The 18,917-nt window shown below is 37.7% G+C and carries 11 protein-coding genes and 1 pseudogene; 3 read left to right on the plus strand and 9 right to left on the minus strand.

Annotated features, from left to right (window positions below; translation table 11 throughout):
- Window positions 1-6 precede the first annotated feature (6 nt).
- From KMW37_RS04815 to KMW37_RS04825, 3 genes are all read right to left on the minus strand, one after another.
- Entirely contained in the window at window positions 7-3,156 is a 3,150-nt protein-coding gene (locus KMW37_RS04815) for a SusC/RagA family TonB-linked outer membrane protein (protein WP_215223485.1), read from the minus strand.
- A gap of 65 nt (window positions 3,157-3,221) precedes the next feature.
- The gene (locus tag KMW37_RS04820; protein ID WP_215223486.1) at window positions 3,222-3,644 is read right to left on the minus strand and encodes a hypothetical protein; all 423 of its coding nucleotides are present in this window, start codon (window positions 3,642-3,644) and stop codon (window positions 3,222-3,224) included.
- Window positions 3,645-3,845: 201 nt separating this feature from the next.
- Window positions 3,846-6,593 (minus strand): substrate-binding domain-containing protein, encoded by a 2,748-nt coding sequence (locus tag KMW37_RS04825; RefSeq protein ID WP_215223487.1) that lies wholly within the window; start codon window positions 6,591-6,593, stop codon window positions 3,846-3,848.
- A gap of 338 nt (window positions 6,594-6,931) precedes the next feature.
- Here KMW37_RS04825 and KMW37_RS04830 point away from each other — a divergent pair, with 338 nt between their 5' ends.
- On the plus strand, window positions 6,932-7,672 hold the full coding sequence (locus KMW37_RS04830) for a sugar isomerase domain-containing protein (RefSeq protein WP_215223488.1): 741 nt from the start codon (window positions 6,932-6,934) through the stop codon (window positions 7,670-7,672).
- Between the two features lie 86 nt (window positions 7,673-7,758).
- Here KMW37_RS04830 and KMW37_RS04835 read toward each other — a convergent pair whose 3' ends face one another.
- From KMW37_RS04835 to KMW37_RS22510, 4 genes and pseudogenes are all read right to left on the minus strand, one after another.
- Window positions 7,759-10,293, minus strand: a complete 2,535-nt coding sequence (locus KMW37_RS04835) for a family 20 glycosylhydrolase (RefSeq protein ID WP_215223489.1) — start codon at window positions 10,291-10,293, stop codon at window positions 7,759-7,761.
- 261 nt (window positions 10,294-10,554) lie between these two features.
- Window positions 10,555-11,073 carry a peptide-methionine (R)-S-oxide reductase MsrB gene (gene msrB / locus KMW37_RS04840; RefSeq protein WP_215223490.1) on the minus strand — a complete coding sequence of 173 codons (519 nt, stop codon included), beginning with the start codon at window positions 11,071-11,073 and terminating at the stop codon, window positions 10,555-10,557.
- A gap of 36 nt (window positions 11,074-11,109) precedes the next feature.
- On the minus strand, window positions 11,110-11,727 hold the full coding sequence (gene msrA, locus KMW37_RS04845) for a peptide-methionine (S)-S-oxide reductase MsrA (RefSeq protein ID WP_215223491.1): 618 nt from the start codon (window positions 11,725-11,727) through the stop codon (window positions 11,110-11,112).
- A 134-nt stretch (window positions 11,728-11,861) separates the two neighbouring features.
- Window positions 11,862-12,050: pseudogene (locus tag KMW37_RS22510) on the minus strand (sigma factor-like helix-turn-helix DNA-binding protein); the annotation flags it as partial.
- Window positions 12,051-12,390: 340 nt separating this feature from the next.
- Between KMW37_RS22510 and KMW37_RS04855 the strand changes: the two are divergent.
- Window positions 12,391-13,068: a 3-keto-disaccharide hydrolase gene (locus KMW37_RS04855; protein ID WP_215223493.1), complete on the plus strand. Its 678-nt coding sequence runs from the start codon at window positions 12,391-12,393 to the stop codon at window positions 13,066-13,068.
- A gap of 97 nt (window positions 13,069-13,165) precedes the next feature.
- Here KMW37_RS04855 and KMW37_RS04860 read toward each other — a convergent pair whose 3' ends face one another.
- Window positions 13,166-13,345: a histone H1 gene (locus tag KMW37_RS04860; RefSeq protein WP_186756927.1), complete on the minus strand. Its 180-nt coding sequence runs from the start codon at window positions 13,343-13,345 to the stop codon at window positions 13,166-13,168.
- A gap of 427 nt (window positions 13,346-13,772) precedes the next feature.
- Window positions 13,773-15,095, minus strand: coding sequence for a DUF6600 domain-containing protein (locus tag KMW37_RS04865; protein WP_215223494.1), 1,323 nt, complete (start codon window positions 15,093-15,095; stop codon window positions 13,773-13,775).
- Between the two features lie 657 nt (window positions 15,096-15,752).
- Between KMW37_RS04865 and KMW37_RS04870 the strand changes: the two genes are divergently transcribed.
- Window positions 15,753-18,893: a SusC/RagA family TonB-linked outer membrane protein gene (locus tag KMW37_RS04870; protein WP_215223495.1), complete on the plus strand. Its 3,141-nt coding sequence runs from the start codon at window positions 15,753-15,755 to the stop codon at window positions 18,891-18,893.
- The last annotated feature ends 24 nt before the right edge of the window (window positions 18,894-18,917 follow it).

Here is an 18,917-nt window from a genome sequence, read left to right on the forward strand (position 1 = left end):
CCAATTTTAGAAGTTTACATTAAGTCCTAGTGAAAGCGTAGTAGGTACTGGGATTCGGTTTGCATCTGTACGCTCTGGATCTGAGCCGATATAGCCACTAGGTGTAAAATACAATAGGTTCTCACCTTGGAAATAAACCCTCAGCCTAGACATTCCAGCCCACTTGTTGATGATGGATTCAGGTAAGGAGTAACCAATTTGAAGGTTTCTTATTTTGAAATACGAATTGTTTCTGAATAAATAATCAGAGGTTCTCTGGTCATTAAATGCCAAGGATAAAGAAGGAATATCTGTATTGGTATTTTCTGGAGTCCAAGCGTTCAATACCCCTAAACCTGCATTCTCACGTCCTTGAACAAAGTTGTTCCAGAAGATATATGGATCCTGTCCGATCCTTCCTGTAACACCTGAACCAAAGATACTGAAGTCGAAATTTTTATACGCAAGATCAATTCCTACACCATATTCCAAGGCAGGTAATGTGGTGCCAATAAAGTCTCTGTCATCTGAATCTATTACTCCATCATTATTGATGTCTTTAAACTTCAAACCTCCAGGTCTGGCGCCTACTTGGTCAGGGCTATTGTCCACATCTTCCTGACTTTGGAAAAGCCCATCATATTGGTATCCGAATATTGAAAATTGGGAATGACCAATGATCGAGTTTTCTGCCGTACCAGGGAATGCCGCTCTTACCTCTTCAGGCAAGAAGGTAATCTCGTCGGCAAATGCACCAAAATTGGTGTTGATAGTGAATGTCATTCCATTATCAAAGTCTTTGGCATAGTTCAGGGCAAGCTCCCAACCATTGGTTTTGGTCGTAGCCCCGTTCAATACTCTCTGTTGGCCCTCGCCGATTACTGAGGCGATTGGCGGGGTGGTCAGGATATCACTGGTTTCCCTAGTGAAATAATCAAAGGAACCGTTGATGGCATAATTGAATAAACTGAAATCCAATCCAAAGTTCCATTCCTTGGTAGTTTCCCATTTCAAATCGGGGTTTTCAGCTTGTATGGAAACAAATCCTGAAGGAAGGTTTCCTGTATCATTTCCATTGATATCATAAGCTGTACCTACATTATAGTAGATTTCAAAAAAGCCACCGATATACTGTGCTTGGTTGGGACCATACCTGGACTCATAAAGTCCGAATCTAGCCAAGTCCCCAATTTCCTGGTTACCCACTTCCCCGTAACCAACCCTTAATTTCAAATCAGATATAGTTGGGTTATCTTTAAGGAATTCTTCATTGCTTATTCTCCATCCAACGGTGGCAGCTGGGAATACACCATATCGATTATTACTACCAAACCTGGATGAACCATCACGTCTTAAAGTGAAAGAAGCCAAGTAGCGGTCATCGTAGGCATAATTCAATTTGCCGAATTGGGATAACAACCTATTGCCAGTGGATCTTCCATTTGAGGTTCTCGCTCCAGTAGCTGCATCCAGTACAAAGTAGGATTCTGTTTCAACTGCAAAACCATCCGCGGAGGCTATTAAACTGTTGAAGTCATCTTTGATAGATTCTACGCCCAAAAGCGCCTCAAATCTGTGGGCACCCTTAGTAAGTTGATAGTTTAGGGTATTGGAAAATACTAAACTGGTAAACTTATTGGTGTCCCAAATGAGCCTATTATTACTTCTTGTGATAAATCCATTGTTTACCCTTGGTTCGATATCTTTTTTCTGGAAATCACTATAATCAAGTCCTAAGCTTGTTCTGAATTTCAGGTTTTCCAGAATGTTGATTTCGGCAAATACATTACCATAAAAATTGTTTTTACGGGTATTGTCCCATCTGTTGATGTACTGCATCAACACTGGGTTGTTTCTGTCCGAATATCCTGCTCCCAAGGGACCAGCAAAATTACCATTGATATCGTAAACGGGGATAGTAGGTGCCATGTAGATGGCGAGACCAGGAGTAGGGGCGCTACCTACATCGGGACTGGCAAGTGTTTCATTTGAAGAGCTAAATTGGGTGTTGATTCCAAACTTTACCACATCATCAAAGAGCCATGTATTGGCATTTACTCGGGCAGTGTTTCTTTCATAATTGGTGTATTTCAGCATCCCCGTGTTTTTATAATTGCCTAAGTTGATCATAAGGGATGATTTTTCAGAATTGGTAGCTACTGTCAATTCATTGTTGAAGGCCCAACCTGTCTCGTAGGTGGCATCTTGCCAATCGGTATCTCCTGCAGGAACAGTTTCGTCTCCTCCAACAAAAGGCTGGACTGTAACACTGTTCAGTACAGGATTGGTATAATCGCCATTCCAGTCAAAATTGTAAATTTCTCCATAACCACCAGCAGGATCAGCCCCGTCATTTACAGATGCGCGCCAGAGAACCTCTCCACGTTGTACGGCATTGAGCATATCATATCGTTGCGGCTTTTCAGAGAGTCTTGAAACATTGGAGTTAAAAGTCACACTAAATTTATCCCCTCCAAGACTTTTGTTTTTGGTAGTTACCACGATCACTCCGTTTGCGGCTCTGGATCCGTAAACGGAAGAGGCCGAGGCATCTTTTAAGACCTGAACCGATTCTATTGCCTCTGGGTTAAGGCTAGCAAAAACTTCCTGCCTTTTGGTGGGAACACCATCGATTACATAAAGGGGATCGTTGTTTCCTAAAGTGGATATACCGCGGATTAGGATTCTACTATTGGAACCAGATGGGTCACCCGATTTTTCTACATATAAACCTGGAACTCGGCCCTGTAAGGCCTGCATTGGGTTACCGGTACTCATGCTTTGTCCTTCTAAGGGAGCTAAGTCCACGGCCACAATCGCACCTGTCATATCGGATTTTTTCTGGGAACTATATCCCACGACGACAACCTCTTCAAGATTAGAGATGTCTTGATTCAGTACCACATTTATAATACTTCTGTTACCGACTGTTTCCGATACCGATGCGTAACCGATAAAAGAGAAGACTAGTATTGCTTCGGGGCCTGCTGAGATGGAATAATTACCATCCAGATCAGTAATGGCACCTTGTGTGGTGCCCTGTACTTGAACAGTCACGCCTGGGAGAGCATCTCCTGTGGACTGGTCGGTTACTTTGCCTGTAATTTCACTGGTTTGTGCCAGAAGAGGCAAAACAAGCACAAAGGCAAATAAGAGACTTAATACACTTGTTTTCATAGGGTAAATGGGTTTTTCATTTTGTTATTTTAGTTATTGTTTTGGTTGGTAATTTTTAGCTTATTTCAAATAGGGATTCCTATAGTTCTATTTGTTTGTATGATCTTATTCAGACTTAATTTTTTGTATTTAGTGGGGACCGGCTGAATCCCAAGAATATAATTGGAGAGAATAAAAACATTTAGGATAACCAGCCCATCATTAAATTTCATGAAGAAAAAAGTTAAGAGACCAATGCCAGCAGAGTAAGCAATGGTTGTGGTATTTAAAAGTATCCCTGTCCAAAGAATCTGTGTTTTTATACCAGTTGAATTGGTTAAAATAACCTTTTCAAAGGTATCCCTGAACACAGCCAATGACGAAAAGAAAACCATATTGGATTTTACGGATACATAAGATGCTCCTTCTGAAATAATTATAGCTTCTATTCCGAATAAAAGATTATTCGTTAGTGAAAGATTGAAATAATATAATGTTATTTTCTTCATGGCTTATTGTTAGTACTAAGCTATGAAGTGTGGTTGGGGTAAAGTTTTAATTCTGTTTCAAAAAATTATAATTTCAGATCAAAAGTTAGTGATAAAAGAAAAATGGCCCTTAAATGTTGATTTCAATCGGTTTCGGAGTTGTTTTTAGTGATTTTATACTTTCAATTATGTGCTATATTTTCAAATTTGTTCCAAAATAAATCAAATTTGATGTTGTTGATCCCTAAACTCTGAAGGTGTAATACCAAAATGGTTCTTAAATGCAGTGGAAAAATAAGCCGAAGTGGTAAAACCTACTAGATAGGCAATGTCAGCAATAGGAGAGTTCTCTTCAATGAGAAGATGTTTTGCCTTTTTTAATCTTACTTTATTGATATAATCATTTACACTATATCCCAATAGTGCCTTTAACTTTCTGTATAGCTGTCCTCTTGAAAGCCCCATTTCCTCGCAAATTTCATGTACACCAAACTGGGAATTGGATATGTTTTTTTCTACTAGGGCAGTGAAGTTACTGACAAATTTTTTGTCTGGGGACAGTTTAGTGCTAGCAGTGGTTTCGATAGGTAACTCATGGATATAATGTTCTCTTAATTTTTGCCTATTGGCTAAAAGCATTTTTATTCTCTCCAGCACCAATGTGAAGCTAAAAGGCTTGGTGATATAATCATCTATTCCCAGTTTGATACCTTTTATGCGTTCCTCAATTCCTTTTTTAGCAGTTATTACGATGATGGGGATATGTGAAGTCCTGATATCGCTTTTTAAGGCCTTAACTATATCAAACCCATTTTTCTGTTGGAGCATAAGGTCAATGGTGATTAAATCTGGGACTTGATCCAAGGCCTTGCTAAGACCTGTCTCCACATTTTCAGCCTCTAAAATATTAAAGTATTGCCCTAACTGTTTACATAGGTAATCCCTTATGGGCTTTTCATCTTCAATCACTAAAATGGTGTTCTCTTTAGGTTCATTACTTTTTACTAAAGTTGGAGTAGGCTCAAAATCTTCAGAACTTATGTTTTCCTCAGAAAAATAGTGATGATATTCACCTTCTATTATTTCGGAAGCATTAAAGTGAGCTTTTCCATTTTTAAGGTGAATGGAAAATTTAGTCCCTTGTCCTTGCTGACTTTCAACCTCAATATGTCCATGGTGCAATTCAATCAATTCCTTGGATAAGGCCAAACCGAGACCTGAACCAGATTGGGAGAAGTTTTCCCCCTGATAAAATCTGTCAAAAATATGTTTGACAGATTCTTCTGACATTCCATCACCGGTATCTTCAACTTTAATTAGTACTTCATTTGAAAGAGACTCTTGATCTACTTTAATGATAATACTTCCTTTTTCATGGGTGAACTTAAATGCATTGGAGAGTAGGTTAAACATTACTTTGTCCAGCATCATAGGGTCAAACCAAAGTTTGATGTTTCTATCTTCAGCTATTAATTTGAAAGTGGTTCCATTTTGCTTTGCTAATTTTTGGAAAGAAGACATGATTTCTTCCAAAAAAGGAACGATTTCATGTTCGGCAGCTTTTACTTGCATTTTGGCTGAATCCAATTTCCTAAGGTCCATCAATTGATTCACCAACCTTAGTAGACGCATTGAATTTTTTCTTATCAGTGAAAGGTCATTCTTGAATGGTGCAGCATCTTTATTGTTTAGTAGGTCTTCTACAGGTGCCTGTATCAAGGTGAGTGGAGTTCTGAACTCATGTGAAATATTGGTAAAGAACTCAAATTTTTGTTGAGTGGCTTTTTCAGCTTTTTGGGATAGTTCTAGTACCTTGTCTTTTTGTTCTGATATTTCCTTGTTTTTATTTTTTAATTCCTCATTGATCTCTTGTTTGTCTTTCAGGGATTTGAAAACATATACGAGTGAAATGATCGCTATTAGCAGTGTAAGGCCAAAACCAAATAAGAATGTTCTTTGGTTTTTATATATTTCCATTTGAATATTGATCCTGTCCCTTTGACGGATAATATTATCTTGCTGATCAATGATTTTATCAGTTTGTTGTTTGATGATACGGACATTTGAAGAATCCACCACAGCAGTTTGTAGGATATTTTCTTTTTCAAAATATTCACCTGTGAGGATATTATGTGCCACCTCGATGGACTTGTCGCCACCAGTAGGGTAAAAGAAGGTGGCATCGAGAACCTTATCGGTTACCGCCTGTATTCCTCCATATGGCCCCGGAAGGGCATCAACTCCCAAGAATCTTTTATTGTTGATGTTTATTGAATTGCATATTTCATGTGCGCCAATGGCCATAACATCATTATGGCCAAAAATCAGATCAAATTCTGGAATGTTTTCCATTAATAAATGTTGCCTAAGCTGATTTTTGGCAGTGTCTTTTTCCCACTGTCCATTGATTTCAGTAACAATATTAATGTCTGAACCCTGAAATGCATTGAGCAATCCCCTGTGCCTTTCCACTGCAGGAGAACTGCCCTTTAAGCCCCAGATCTCCAAAATATCACCTTTGCCATTTAGCAGGTTTCTTATATACTGTCCAGCAGTGAATCCAACCTCATAATTATTGCCACCTACATAGGCAGAATAAAGGTTTGAAGATGTTTTTCTGTCTACTACAATTACTGGTATGCCACTTTGGAAAACTTCCTCTACAATAGGGGTTATGGGTGAAGACTCATTAGGCGATACAATTAATAGGTCAATTCCGGAATCTACCAATTCTTTTATTTGGCGGATTTGAGTTGTATTATCTCCTCTAGCATCCTTAATTTCAAGCTCCATATCTGGATAGAAGGACAATTCCCTGTACATTTCTTCATGCATGGCTTTTCTCCAAGCATCATTGCTTACACATTGAGAAAAACCAATTTTATATTTTTTTGCGTTCTCTTTTGGGCCACAGGAAAATACTGTAGTCAGTAAAATAAATAAGAGACCTAAGCAAAGCGGAGATTTCATTTGTCGAAAAAAGATTTTAGTTATCTGGGTTAATGAATTATCAACCTGCAAGCATGATAATTTAAACAAATATGCAAAATTAAAATCTAAGGAAACTTGAAAAAGTGATTGTGATTTATTGAGTAGGTGATTTAATAAGTGCTTAGATGTATGAAATATAGCCCATAAGACGAATAGCCAGTATACTAATTGTAAAAAGTGGTTGTGTGATCAGCAAATTTAGAATGCTGTAATTAGTACAAGATGAAAGCAAAAGGGGAAACAATCCATTGATTATCGCAGCTGCTTGACGTAGGATTGAAAATGAATAATTGATATAAAAGAAAGGTGGTCTAGACATGAAAAATGAAGGATTTAAGCGTTATAAAGAGCTTATTTTTAATAAACTCCAAAAAGCCTTTGAACAAGAAAAGGAAATACAGATAGCTGCAAAATGGATAACAGAATGCTTGAAAAATGATGGCTGGATATATACCAGCGGAACAGGGCATTCTCATATGTTTGCCGAAGAGATATTTTACCGTGCTGGTGGATTTGCTCGTGTAAACCCTATTTTGCCTCCAGAATTGATGTTGCATGAAAGTGCCTCCGAAAGTACCGAAATTGAAAGAAAGGAGGGATATGCATCAGAGCTTATGAAAAATTATCCAATCGGAGTGAAAGATGTATTTATCATCTCCTCAAACTCAGGAAGGAATGCAGTAAGTATTGAGATGGCGGCATATGCTAAAGAAAGGGGAGCTAAGGTGATTGCCGTAACTAATTACGCACATAGCTTATCTGTGGATTCTAGGCATTCTTCAGGTTTAAAACTTTATGAAATAGCAGATCTTTACTTTGATAATCATGGAGAAATCGGTGATGCAGCAATTGGGCTTGGGGATAAGCCTACAAAAGTAGGAGCAACATCTACGGTGGTGGGAGTCGCATTGATACAAGCCATAATGGTTCAAACAGCTAGTTTATTATTTGAAGAGGGGATTACTCCCGAAATTTTTTCAAGTTCTAATTCAGATATTGGCGAGGAACAAAATATTTTGTTGATTAATAAATATAAAAAAGACGTTAAAAGTCTATAATGCTTTAGACCATGTTTATTTTCAATTAAAATAAAGCGTCTAATAGGAATACTTAATTGAGACTTTGTTTTAAATAAAGGAATTGATCAATCTATTTTGACTGAAACCGCCTTTCCAGTCCTATTTCCCACAGAAAAGACCCTTAAAACAGGTCTGCTATTCGGTTTTAGATTTATTGGTCCGAGATACTCTGGTGAGTTAAAACTGGGAGTTGATCCATCTAATGTATAGCGTATCTTCATTTCAGGTAATTCAACATTGGCAAATAACTGGCCCTTTTTGATAATATATCCTGGTTTGGGTACTCTATAATTAAATCCTCCATAGATTGTTTCCAATTGAGGAAGGACTTTTTGCCCCACTAAATTGACAAAAACGTTCCATTCATTCTTTCGTGCAGATCTCATTTCATGTTCTGTAGATAGCCCAGACCAAGTTGGATCACCTACCCATGCTCGTTCTAGGTATCCCAACATTTTGGGCAGGGTATAGTATTCTAGCATGTCAGCACCCTTAATGGTTTCTGTCCATACCTGACCTGAAACACCAATGATATTCCGTTTTCCTTTTGGGCTCAGTTTGGTGAAAGAAGCTTGAACTCCTTTCCAATCCCAGTCCTTTCCATCTATGGTCTGATCATGGGAAAGATATAGTTTTCCAGGAACTGTTTTCCATGATTGATACATGTCAACCACACCACTCCACGTATGACCTCTATCATCGGGATCCCAAGAGTAAGCCAAGTCAAAATAAAAATTGGCACTTGAACAAATCACTACCGGATAGCCAGCATTGGCCAGTTTATAGGCCATGTCCTCGCCGCCCCAACCAGCTACTGCATTCCAAGCGTGAAGTCTCCAATTTTCATTTGAAAATTTTGGATTAGGGATCACTTCTTCTCCTTTATGGCTTTGGCCGATTTCTTCCCAACCGGCCATTTCTATATCATATTTCTGCAGGATGTCAGCAGTTCTGCTTCTAAAATAATCATTTAGATCATCCTGTCTTATGGTGGGATTATTGGATAGAAATTCATCACAAACAGGAGAAGCCGTCCAGACTCCATTGGGAACTTCATCTCCTCCAGTGTGCCATGTTTTTAAGGGAATACCTACTTCATCGTACATTTTTTTTATGGATGAAACTAGTTTTTCATAAAATGAGTACGTGGATTCTAGACAAACACACATGGTGTTGTTTTTCTTGAAATTCTGCGCAGATAAATAGATTGATTCATCATCAGGGTCGGCCAATCTATATTGTTCAGCCTCTTTCATTTTTCCTTCAGCTTTTAGTTTTTCATAGCGTTTTTCCATAGCTAGGACTGCTGCTTGGGAATGGGCTGGAACTCCCAATTCAGGGATGACCTCTATATGTCTTTCATTTGCATAACTGAGAATTTCCTGAAAATCATTTACTGAATAGTATCCACTTCCATTTGGGCTTTGTTTAGGATCGGCATTTGATCCATAATAAGGCCATAAAAAATCTTTCTGATCGGATGAAAACCCTCTTCTACCGCTAAATTCAACCAATTCAGGTAAGCCGGGGATTTCGATTCTCCAACCTTCATCATTAGCCAAATTGAAATGAAATACATTTATTTTGTACAAGGCGATCAGATCCAACACTTTTTTTATTTCTTCCTTGGGTTGGAAGTTTCTAGCTACATCCAGGAAAAAGCCTCTGTATTCATAGGCAGGTTCATCTATTACTTCTAGTTGAGGTAAGATTATTTCGCTTGTGCCAGTAGACCAAAACTCTGGTTGCATCATTGCTAAAAATGACTGAACCCCATAAAATGCTCCAGCAGGACTAGTTTCTTTAATTTCTACTAGATGTCCGTGGATCTTTATGCCATAGGCTTCATCTGCCAGACCTTTCTGCTTATTTATTTGTATTTCTATTAGATTTTTGTTTCTGGGATTTTCCGGTAAATTTCCTTGGTTCATGCATTTGGTGAGAAAATTTATTTCATTAGAAAAATCTTGGTCTCCTGTTATTTTCAGTCTTACATTTTTGAAAACTTGAGGTTCCCCGGTGTAGCTCCATGACTTTGGACTTGGAAGAAAAGGTGGTATTTGATTTTTTTCAAGAATCTTGAGGTCTTGGTTCACCTTATACATTTTCTCGGCGGTGGGCACGGGCAACTGATTGCCGGGCACCGAGGCAAATTCCTCAGGGCTCATTTCTGAAATTTGGTAATCAACAATCTCTGTAATTTCACTATTTGCTTGATGTAAGACCAAGGCTTCTGGGGCATATGAGTTTTTTAAATATCCACCATTTGACCTGTAATGGATACTAATCTCTTCATCAGGTTTGACTTGTGGAGTGATAGGATTACCTTCAAGTACAAAAAAGTCGCCCTGTAAATGAGTAATTTGAAATCCTGGAGTTAGGATTTCAGGCTTAACAGAAATAAAAACATTATTGAAATATAGCTTCCAACCCTCATCCCATGAATTTTGCCCATTGTTTTTTAAGCTAATTTGGGCTTTATGAGTACCCTCATTTTCCAAACTATTGGAGATCAACTCCCATTTTGCCGAGACTTGGGCATGTAGGCTACTTATAAATATTGACAAAAAAATCAGGGTGCTAGTAAATGGCTTTTTCATTGAAATTTAATCAAGGTATATTCCCAATCATAAAGCTTAGCTTTTAGGGAATAAGAGTGAATGACAATAAGTCAATAATCCCACAGATAATTATTCAATGGGATTTTACATATTACTCGAAAGATATGATTAAAGGCTATTCTATGGGCTATTTTGCTTATGGAATGAGGTGAGAGGGAGTCATGGGATATGAAAAATCCCCATCTCGGATTTGAGGTGAAATCTGAAATGGGGATTGAAGTTTTTGAAAATATATATCATCTATTTGGAAATAACCCCCAGCAATGGTTCGAAATCCAATGAAACGGAATTCATGCAAAATCGCTTATGGGTGGGAGGCGGTCCATCATTGAAAATGTGGCCAAGGTGGGAATCACATCTTCCACAAAGTACCTCTATTCTTTGCATTCCATGACTATTATCTTCCTTATAAATCACACTGTTTTTTCTTACAGCCTCGAAGAAACTTGGCCATCCACAATCACTTTCAAATTTGGCTTCTGAAAGAAATAGTTTATTGCCACATACCGCACAATAGTAGGTGCCTTTTGCATTAGCATTCCAATATTTCCCGGTGAATGCCCTTTCAGTGGCTGCCTCTCTGGCCACAGCATAAAGAAAAGGAGGAAGTATCTTTTTCCATTCTGCGTCAGCAACCTGAAGTTTGCTAGTATCTGTTCTAGAATAGTAGGGGTTTTCAACTTCTTTATTATTATTCTGTCCCATGCTACAGCCATAAAGAACAGTAAGTAAGAGGGCCAAAAGGATCAGTTTTTTCATAACAGATTAATTTTTTTGCTTACTTGGCGGAAAGGCTTATTTAAGTTTTTCTTTGAATACTTTTTTAAATTTCTCCAGTTTTGGAGTAATTACAAATTGGCAGTAAGGCTGATTTTTATTGAGCGCGTAATAATTTTGGTGGTAATCTTCAGCCACATAATACTCCCCGGCTGGAGATACCTCAGTGACGATTTTTTTGGGATAGATGTTTTCTTCTGTTAGTTTTTTGATATAATAATTGGCCTTTTCTTTTTGTTCTGCATTATGATAAAATATAGCCGATCTGTATTGGGTGCCTACATCATTTCCCTGTCTGTTCAACTGGGTGGGGTCATGGGAAATAAAAAAGGCTTCCAATAGCTCGTCATAGCTTATTATGTTTGGGTCAAAGATGATCTGGATAGCTTCAGCATGTCCAGTTTTTCCAGTACAAACTTGCTTGTAAGTTGGATTTTTGATCTTTCCGCCAGTATAACCAGAAATTACTTTGTTGACTCCTTCGAGTTGTAAAAATTGTGCTTCAGTGCACCAAAAACACCCGGCGGCAAAGGTTGCGGTGTCCCTTTCTGTTTGAAAAGGTGAATCTAATGTATTGGCTTTGCTAATAATTGTAGCTATAAAAAATATAGATATGAAGGAGAGTATGATTTTCATATATTGACTTTTGGGGTGAATTGTCATGGATAGGGTTTGCATACCTTTTACAGTTTACTTTAGTATTCTATTATTTAATACGACTAAAATGCCTTGAATGGTTCCTTTTCCAGAAATATAGGTCGTTTTTTAACTTAATACAAAGAGGAAAAATTAATTAATATTAAAGCAAGGGATATGATCTTTGATTCTTGAAAAACTTCCCTGAAATTCTGTGAAGCAAGGTTTAGATGGTTTTCGACTGTCTTAGTTGAAATCCCCAGTTGTTCAGAAATTTCTTTATGGGATAAGCCTTTCATTCTGGAGATTTCAAATACCAATCTCCTTCTTTTTGGTTCTTAAATTATTTAAAATGTTTAGAGTTTTCTTCAATTTTAGCCATTTTGTAAATATTTAAAATATATAGTAGACCAGGAAATAATAGTTGAGTTTTTGAAAAATATTACTTTCTAATTCATAGTATTAAAGACGTTTTTAAACGTAATTATGAAATGATTTGTGTGCATAACTTTTAAACCAACACTCTAATGGAAAATTGAAAGAGATTTTGATTAGTTGGATTAATTAAATTATGAAAAAATGGTCCCTTCCATGAAGGGGCTATTTTTCAATTATATTGGTGCTGTTTATTTTTAATTCAAAACTTTAATTAACATATAAGTCATGAAAATTAAGCATGAAGCTCCCAGGAGGGATTTTATTAGAAAAACTGCTTTGGCAATCACCGGGATTAGTCTACTTCCAAATTTAGTAAAGGCTAAGCCAAAAGAATTTATCGAATTATTCAACGGCAAGGATCTCACTGGTTGGGTTGGGAATAAGATCGACTATGCAGTAGAAGATGGAGTATTGGTGATTCGGCCGGACAGGGGCGGAAGCGGTAATTTATATACCGAAAAGGAATATACTGATTTCCATTTTAAATTTGATTTTCTATTGACCCCAGGGGCAAACAATGGTTTGGGAATACGTGCTCCATTGAAAGGTGATGCTGCTTATAAGGGCATGGAACTGCAAATATTGGATAATACCGCCAGCAAATATGCTGATCTCCATGAATACCAGTATCATGGTTCTGTATATGGGGTGATTCCTGCAAAAAGAGGGTATTTAAAACCAGTAGGAGAATGGAATAGTGAGGAAGTAATAGTAAAAGGTGATAAAATAAAGGTAATTCTAAACGGTCATACGATTTTGAAGGGAGATATTAAAAAGGCCAGCAAGGATGGTACGCTTGATGGCAAAGATCACCCAGGTTTAACCAGAGAAAAGGGACATATCGGATTTTTAGGTCATGGAGATGTAGTGAAGTTCAAAAATATTTCCATAATGGAATTGTAGAGCTAAGCTGGTCCTTAAAGAAAAATGCCGATACTATTAGATATCGGCATTTTTTGAATAATGTTTTGCTTTTTGACTCAGTCAAAAAGAGCTCGAATTATTTTTCTGAATTCTTGATCTCAGTAATTTCTTTTCTGATGTCCTGAGCCAGGTTTTTAATTGCCTGCATGCCATTTCTTACACGAGTACCAGCGGCTTTGTTTCCTTTTTCGTAGAACTTTTCGAAATCATCTTCTAAAGAATCAATCAAATCCTTAACTTCTGTGAATCTGCTCATAGTGTTAAATTTTTTAAGTTTATGCTATTAAAAACGTGAATATAGGGAGATTATTTAGTTTTCAAGGGTTTTGACCAAGAGATTTACTCTTTAAAAACAGATAGATTTATAGGTTTAATAGGTTTTTAACTGTAAATCTGGGACTTGTGATATAGGAAATGCCATTTTAAATTTTAGAGTAATTCCTTAATTTATGAGATAAAAAGCCCATCAGAGCCTTTTTGGAGCTGTTTTTTTGTTGATATTGAAGTCCCTAAAATGGAAATTGAATAAAAAGATTCTCCTGTGTAAACGTGATTTAGGCCAAATTTCAAAGGAGATACTTAGGAAAAAAGCTTGCCAGAACATCTGACAAGCTTTTAATAATCTATCACCTAACATTAATCTTTTACTTTTCATAGATCACCTCTTTGCTAATGAGGTCTTGCTAATTGTTTGACCTTCCTCTGCTACTATTGGAAGATCTTCTGCTGCTAACACTTGTATTTGAGTTTCTAGAACTGCTTCTGGTACTAGGGCTTCTTTTCACTTGGGTACTTTTACTTACTGAAGTTCTGCTTCTGTTAGTGCTATTATTTGGCTGAGTCCTTATTTGTCTATTTGAATTTGAGGGACTTGATATTTGGCTAGAACGGCTTTTTGATGTATTCGTACTTGGTTTGGAAGCTTTGGTTCTGCCAGAATATGTACTTCCTTTTGACATTTGAGTATTTCTGGACCCTTTTACTTGATTATTGGTCCTGGTATTTGGGTAAGGAGTGGCCTTAACAGAATTAGGTTTGTTCGAGTATGAATTTCCAGATCGATTGGCCGAACTTTCTCTGCGTGTAGAAGATGGTGATGCAGATCTATTGCCATTTGAATTCCTATAGGTTCTAGAATTGGTATTGCTTCCATTACTTCTTGTTCTTGCCGCTGAATTTCCCCTGTTATATTGGGGCCTGTTTACCCTGGCATTTTGACGGCTTGTGATTTTGCTGGGCTTAGCACTATATCTTGAGTTTCCAGATGCAGTCCTAACCTGTGGTTTGTAAACATTGACCACATTTTTGTTAATACTTGTCCTGCCAGGTCCTCGACTTGAACTTACTCTATATACAGGAACACGGCTTCTGCTGTATCGTTCAATATGATGCTTATTCGGTCCGGAAATATAACGGTGATTGTCATAAATCACAGTATTATTGATAACGGTGGTGTGGTTATAGATATTGACTACATTTCTTCTTGGCGCATAATAACGGTAAACATGTCTATGTGTAAACCTTCTGTGTGGCACAAACACCCAATGAAAACTAGGTATACCAATATTTACGCTAATTGAAACATTTGGCCCCAAGGGAGCCCATCCATAATATCCACCTCCATTTCTCCAACTTACCCAAGCAGGAGCCCATTCATATCCTGGTACCCAAGCCCAACCATAATAATCATCCCATAACCATCTTCCATAATGGAAGGGAGCCCAGCCCCAACTATAATTAGAAACCCAAGTGTTTCCGTATTCTGTCATTACCCAGTGTCCATTGGTACCATACGGATGGAAGTTTTGATCAACGTAAGGTAACCAAATGTACCCATAGCGAGCATCTTCTACCCAATCTCCATATGGGGATAACTGATCATAAAATACCTGAAAAGAGACTCCTACAGGTACTTCTGCTTTGACTTCTTTGGGGGTTACAATTGCAATTGTTAACCACATCAAAAGGGATATTCCCAACCATTTATTTAGTTTCTGCTTATTCATAACTCTGTGGTTTAGTTTATAATTTTGAGGTAGTATAGTTGGTTTGGTAGAATTTTGGATTTGTTGATATAGTGGTTTTATTGGATAATTAAATTAAGATTTTTGTTTATGAATTGATTCATTGGAGCTAATGCCAAAACCATTCCAAATATTTCTTGACCTAAGAAATAAAAATTGACCTTTTTATTACTAAATAGTTTTAACAAGTGATTTGGATAGTTTTTTTTCAAAAAAAATAGTTGAAAAAAATATACGCAATAAATATGAATAGCTTGATGAATCCGTAAATCCCTTGTAAGGTTTATAAAAAGAGGATAACTGAGGCGGATTTCGTATAATTTATAGTGTAATGTGTATGTTTGTTGATTTTTTCTCTGTAAGCTTCTGTAAACCAGAAAATTATTTGACTACTATTTTGTAAGTTAATTCAAATTCATATATTTATTAGGACACATCCAAGAATAGAAGAATTTCGTTAATGGATGTATGAGTCTATTGACGCTCATTTTTGTTACAATCAATAATTGACTCATAAAGTAATAGTATAAAGCACATTAAACCGCCTTCCTTAGTGCACTCGGAGAAACACATTTCGTGTTTTGAACTTGAATACTCAAGTTATTATTACTTATTAACCTTAACAAAACCCTGAAATTCATGAAAAAAATTCTACTCGCCATATTTTCTATGGCCTTACTGATGAGCTTGGATATCCAGGCACAGGACAGAGTACTGAGCGGAACCGTGATTGGTTCCTCAGATGGGCAGCCCATACCTGGGGTAAATGTCCGGAATACAGCAACCAATACAGGTACAGTGACAGACCTTGACGGTAAGTATTCCATAAATGTTACCAACGAAACGGTAATTGAATTTTCTTTTGTCGGATATATCTCCCAACAGTTTACGGTAGGGAATCGCAGCACCCTTGATGTGACTATGGAAGAAGATTTAGCAGACCTATCAGAGGTTGTAGTAACCGCATTGGGTATTGCAAAAGAAAAACGATCTTTGGCTTACTCGGTTACAGAAGTTGGCGGTGATGATTTGATAGAGGCCCGGGAAATAAGTTTGGGTGACCAAATTCAAGGGCGTGTTGCCGGTGTGAATGTGAGTAATATAGGATCAGGTGTAGCTGGTTCAAGTAGGATAGTTATTAGAGGTAACTCGTCATTGAGTGGTCAAAACCAGCCATTGTTTGTAATTGATGGGGTGCCAATGGATAACTCCCAATTAGGTAGTGCCGGTATGTGGGGTGGAGTTGACTGGGGAGATGGACTGACCAGTATAAACCCTGATGATATTGAGTCCATGAGTGTGCTGAAAGGTAATACTGCTGCAGCACTCTATGGATCTAGGGCTTCCAATGGTGTTGTGCTCATTACGACCAAAAAAGGTGTAAACCGAAAAGGTATTGGTGTAGAGGTAAATTCTCAGTTTACTGCCGATAGGATAATCAATAGATTTGATTTTCAACAAGAGTATGGACATGGTAATGCAGGCTTAAAACCAGCCAATGCAGGACAAGGATTTTTATATGGTTCTTCAGCTTGGGGAGGTAAATTAGATGGGTCTATGGTTTATCAGTTTGATGGTGAGCAAAGACCATATGTTTATGCAGGAGATAATTTTGATAGGTATTATAGGACAGGTACCACCTGGACCAATACCATAGCCTTGAGTGGTGGTAATGACAAACAAACTTTTCGTTTTTCAATGTCTGATTTAAGGAATCAGTCTATCACACCTAATTCTGGTATGAATCGTCAAACAGCTACCTTATCCACAAATGCGAATTATATTGAAAAATTAACGCTATCAGCTAAAATTCAATATTCTAGAGAAGATGTAACTAATAGGGCACGACTATCAGATGCTCCAGGCAACGGTAATGCTACATTATCAGTATTGCCTCCAAGTATCAATGTTCTGGACTTAAAAGGTGATCCCAACAAGTTAGGGGCAAGGCCAGATGGTTATGAGCTTCAGTATGTAGATAACACATTTACTCAAAACCCATATTGGGCAGCTTATCAATTTGAAAATTCCAATATTAGGGATAGGGTCATAGCCTCAGCAATGGCGAGATATGATTTTACGGACTGGTTGTATTTGCAAGGTCGGATCGGTTCTGATTTCTATACTTCCAGAAGAAGAAGCTTAGAGCCTTATGGCACTGCATATATTCAATTGGGTGCTTTGAACGAAGAAGAACATCGCGTAAGGGAAATTAATATGGACTGGATGCTGGGATCTGATCATAAGTGGGGAGATTTTGGTATCAGTGCATTTGTAGGTGGTAGTACCATGACCAATAAATATGAGGTATTAGGTGGTAGGGCAACCAACTTTAATGTACCTTTCTTACATACTTTACCCAACGGCGGACAACAATCCATTATTTACAGTATCAGGGAATTTGGTATTAATTCACTTTATGGATCCGCTGAGTTTTCTTATAAAGATCTATTATTCATAAACGCTACCGCCAGAAATGACTGGTATTCTACATTGCCACCGGATTCCAATGATCTATTATTCCCAAGTGTTGGGGCAAGTTTTGTGTTCTCTGAAGCATTTGAGCTACCTGACTGGATTTCTTTTGGTAAGGTAAGGGCTTCGATGGCAGGAGCTGGTGGAGGTACTGATCCCTATCAATTGATTCTGAACTACAGTTTATTTGGTCAGGGACATAATGGTGCCGCATTGGGTAGAATCGATCAAACAAGTGTGCCAAATAGTCAGTTGAAGCCGTTAAGAACCAATGAGTTTGAGGTGGGTATTGATATTAGGTTCTTTGAAGACCGCTTAGGTATTGATTATGCCTATTATAACAGGGAAACAAGGGATGATATCATTCAAGCAACTATCTCACAAACCTCAGGTTATGGGAATGCTACAGTGAACGTAGGGAAAGTTTCCAATTCAGGTCATGAAGTGTTATTGACAGGTTCCATTTTAGAGAGCAGTCAACTAAGATGGAATACCAGTTTGAACTTCTCCTACAACAAAAATGATGTAGATCAATTGTTTGGAGATTCTAAAGTGCTTTCCGTGGAATCACCAAGAGGTGGAGGTGCTAATATACAGCACAGAATACCCTACACAGACGAAGAAACAGGGATGTTTATGCAAGGTGGCTACGGTGTGATTGTTGGCTTAAAACATATGACCATTGACGGACAAAAAGTGTATGATGCCAACGGATTGCCTGTTCAAGAAAGCGGTGCTTTCTATCTAGGAAAAGGAGTAGCTCCTTGGTCAGGAGGTTGGAATAACAACTTTGCCTTTAATAATTTCACCCTAGGATTTTTGGTGGATTTTAAGTTTGGAGGTTCTTTATTTTCAGGAACCAATGCCAATTCCTATTCCAACGGTATGCATAAGGCAACCTTGGAAGGCAGGGAGAATGGTTTGACCATTTCTGGTGTAGATGAAAATGGTGATCCTCAGACTTGGGAAATAGCCGCAAGTGACCCGAATAACCAAGGAATAACTACAGTTCAGAACTATTATAGTCAACTTGCATCCATTACTGAGTATTTTGTTTATAGTGCTGATTACATTAAACTTAGGCAGGTTTCACTAGGGTATGTATTCCCAAGTAGCTTGTTGAGAGATACCCCTTTTACTGGCGTGAGTTTATCCTTAATCGGCCGAAATCTTTGGTTGATCCATAGTGATGTGGACAATATTGATCCAGAGTCCACTTATAGTTCATCTAATGGACAGGGACTAGAGTGGTATGGAGTTCCTCAGACGAGGAGTTATGGGTTTAACCTTAGTGTCAAATTTTAATTGAAGGTTCCAAAATTATGAAAA

Origin of the sequence: Echinicola shivajiensis (assembly GCF_018642165.1) — a bacterium.
Classification (GTDB): Bacteria; Bacteroidota; Bacteroidia; order Cytophagales; family Cyclobacteriaceae; genus Echinicola; species Echinicola shivajiensis.

What these genes read in the sequence shown, in the direction of transcription:
- KMW37_RS04815 (WP_215223485.1), bottom strand. Translation starts at nt 3,156, where the DNA reads ATGAAAACAAGTGTATTAAGTCTCTTATTTGCCTTTGTGCTTGTTTTG.
- KMW37_RS04820 (WP_215223486.1), bottom strand. Translation starts at nt 3,644, where the DNA reads ATGAAGAAAATAACATTATATTATTTCAATCTTTCACTAACGAATAAT.
- KMW37_RS04825 (WP_215223487.1), bottom strand. Translation starts at nt 6,593, where the DNA reads ATGAAATCTCCGCTTTGCTTAGGTCTCTTATTTATTTTACTGACTACA.
- KMW37_RS04830 (WP_215223488.1), top strand. Translation starts at nt 6,932, where the DNA reads ATGAAAAATGAAGGATTTAAGCGTTATAAAGAGCTTATTTTTAATAAA.
- KMW37_RS04835 (WP_215223489.1), bottom strand. Translation starts at nt 10,293, where the DNA reads ATGAAAAAGCCATTTACTAGCACCCTGATTTTTTTGTCAATATTTATA.
- msrB (WP_215223490.1), bottom strand. Translation starts at nt 11,073, where the DNA reads ATGAAAAAACTGATCCTTTTGGCCCTCTTACTTACTGTTCTTTATGGC.
- msrA (WP_215223491.1), bottom strand. Translation starts at nt 11,727, where the DNA reads ATGAAAATCATACTCTCCTTCATATCTATATTTTTTATAGCTACAATT.
- KMW37_RS04855 (WP_215223493.1), top strand. Translation starts at nt 12,391, where the DNA reads ATGAAAATTAAGCATGAAGCTCCCAGGAGGGATTTTATTAGAAAAACT.
- KMW37_RS04860 (WP_186756927.1), bottom strand. Translation starts at nt 13,345, where the DNA reads ATGAGCAGATTCACAGAAGTTAAGGATTTGATTGATTCTTTAGAAGAT.
- KMW37_RS04865 (WP_215223494.1), bottom strand. Translation starts at nt 15,095, where the DNA reads ATGAATAAGCAGAAACTAAATAAATGGTTGGGAATATCCCTTTTGATG.
- KMW37_RS04870 (WP_215223495.1), top strand. Translation starts at nt 15,753, where the DNA reads ATGAAAAAAATTCTACTCGCCATATTTTCTATGGCCTTACTGATGAGC.